Origin of the sequence: Micromonospora sp. NPDC047187 (assembly GCF_040643355.1) — a bacterium.
Lineage (GTDB): Bacteria > Actinomycetota > Actinomycetes > Mycobacteriales > Micromonosporaceae > Micromonospora > Micromonospora salmantinae.
Genome location: NZ_JBEYUF010000058.1, coordinates 1 through 2214, shown reverse-complemented (window position 1 = coordinate 2214; position 2214 = coordinate 1). Strand labels below are relative to the sequence as shown.

3 protein-coding genes are annotated in these 2214 nt (G+C 66.3%); 2 read left to right on the top strand and 1 reads right to left on the bottom strand.

Annotation, left to right across the window (positions count from 1 at the left end):
- Positions 1 to 790: 790 nt before the first annotated feature.
- Entirely contained in the window at positions 791 to 1339 is a 549-nt protein-coding gene (locus tag ABZ794_RS33865) for a hypothetical protein (RefSeq protein ID WP_210781275.1), read from the bottom strand.
- Between the two features lie 126 nt (positions 1340 to 1465).
- On the opposite strand from ABZ794_RS33865, the gene ABZ794_RS33860 reads away from it, so the two are divergent.
- Together ABZ794_RS33860 and ABZ794_RS33855 are read left to right on the top strand one after the other, a co-directional pair.
- Positions 1466 to 1792, top strand: a complete 327-nt coding sequence (locus ABZ794_RS33860; RefSeq protein WP_357519496.1) for a transposase family protein — start codon at positions 1466 to 1468, stop codon at positions 1790 to 1792.
- A 145-nt stretch (positions 1793 to 1937) separates the two neighbouring features.
- On the top strand, positions 1938 to 2214 hold a 277-nt coding region (locus ABZ794_RS33855), incomplete at its 3' end, for a transposase (protein WP_357519494.1).

Genomic DNA, 2214 nt, shown 5'->3' with positions numbered 1-2214 from the left:
AGGTGTTCGGGTAGTTGGTGACGGCGTCGGTCCGGCGGCAGAGACGGTCGGAGCGGATTGAGAAGGTGACGCCTCGCCGATGATCAAACCGACAGTGACAAGAGCTCCTACACCGATGCAACACATGAAGAGCCCACCGACGACTGCCACTGACAGGACGATTCCCACCCGCACGCCCGACCGGCCGCCCGGGCGAAGTTGAGCAGCCGGGGCCACAGGCTGCACCGAAGGCCGCCCTGCAGAAGGCGACGCGTCGGTCCCGGCCGGCTGCTGAGCGGATGGCTCCGACGAATCGGGTGTCTGCTGCACGGCTTCTCCAGTGAGAGGGCGTACAACAATTGTCGTGACCGCCGCGGCCACTTACGCTCGGCCGAACAGTGAAACCGTCAGCCCGGACGAACGACTCACTGGTCGTCGTACGGCTACTGCTGCGGCCCGCGCGGGACAACGCTGGCAGATCGACGACGATGCTCTACAGCCCGAAAAAATACTTACCGCTCGGTCAGACCGGGTAGCAGCTCTGCACCCATGGGAGCGGAAGGAGTCTGACACCGCCCCTGAGAGGGGCCACAGGCTTTGGCTCGAAGCTCTCGCCCTGACGGTCCTCGCCGTGGCCGAGCAGCTTCAAGGCATTCACGAGCAGCTCAAGACGCGCAGCTCGGTGGATTGACCGCCCGCCCACACCGCTTACGCCCCTCGATCGAGCTCTCCCGGTTACCGAGGGCGCCACCGCTATGGTGGCGCCCTCGGCGCACCCTGGCAGTCGTTCCGATAGGCAGCGCCCTGGCGATCAGCGATACAGCTTGCCGGGACAGCGCTCGGCAACGTATCCAATATCGCTTCCCTCGGTGACCATCGTCCCGCCACCCGCCAGCGGCACCCCCACGTACCAGGCCCAGCAGTTGGAATCTCCCGCCCTCCGCAAATCGCGAGCCTTGTAGTCAACCTCGGTGCCGAAGACCTTGCAGAACGCCGCCTGTTGCTCCTGCAGAAAGACCTCGACGCACTCCCGGCCGACGCGCTCAAGCGTCTTCAGGTCGTTGCTACCAGCGACCAACTCGACGTTCGCTTGCCCACCCTTGTTCTGCTTGTTGACCTCATTGCTGCGCACCATCGACTTGCTGAAATGGAGCTCAGGAGGCGCAGGCGCAGCCGTGGCTAGAGCCGACGGAGTTGCCGGTATGCTGGCCGACGGCTTCACCACCTCAACGGTTGAAGGCGTGGGCCCGAGAGGCGAGCCCGAACTGTGCTCGGCCTGGTCGCCGCAAGCACTCAACCCGGACACCAACATCGGAAAGATGAACGCCGCGAGCAGCAGCCGGGAAGAGGATCGTCGCATGCGACGTATCCTGCCACCACCGCAGACAGCCGAGTAGGTGGCAGTCAATGTCAACGCCGCCCCAACCCTGGCTCTGGCACACATTTTGTGAGTCGTGCTCGCTGAGGGTTCGGGTTGGGTGCCGGGGTGGAGATCATCGTGGCGTTGCTTCCGCACCTGGTTGGCCTGCGGCTGGAAGCGGTGGTGGTCCGCGGCGTCGGGGTCAGGATCGACGCGGCGACCCGGACGGTTCGGTCCGCGTGTGGAGCCTGCGGCACCTGGTCGACCACCTTGCATGGTTGCTATGTGCGGCGGCTGGCCGACGTCAGGCTGGGCGGCCACGAAGTGCTGCTCGCGTTGACGGTTCGCAGGTTCACCTGCGTCAAGCGTCGGGTGCCGGCGGCGGACGTTCGTCGAGCAGGTGCCCGGTCTGACCCGTCGGTATGCCCGTCACACGGTCCTGGCGGCGGGTGACCTGCAGGCGGTCGCGGTGGCGTTGGGCGGTCGACCGGGCAGCCGGTTGGCGCATCGGTTGGCGGTGTCGGTGTCTCGGATGAGGTTGATCCGGATGATCCGGCGGATGCCCGATCCACCGCCGGTGACGCCGACAGTGCTGGGTGTGGACGACTTCGCCCGACGTCGTGGGCACCGATACGCCACCGTGCTGATCGACATGCATACCCGCCGGCCGATCGACGTCCTGCCCGACCGCACCGCCGACACCCTCGCCGCCTGGCTGCGCGAACACCCCGGCGTTCAGATCATCTGCCGCGACCGCGGCGGCAGCTACGCCGACGGCGCCCGCAAGGGAGCACCTGACGCGGTTCAGGTCGCTGACCGGTGGCACCTGCTGAAGAAACCTCAGCGACACCATCGAGAAGGTCATCCGTGGGCAC

What these genes read in the sequence shown, in the direction of transcription:
- ABZ794_RS33865 (WP_210781275.1), bottom strand. Translation starts at nt 1,339, where the DNA reads ATGCGACGATCCTCTTCCCGGCTGCTGCTCGCGGCGTTCATCTTTCCG.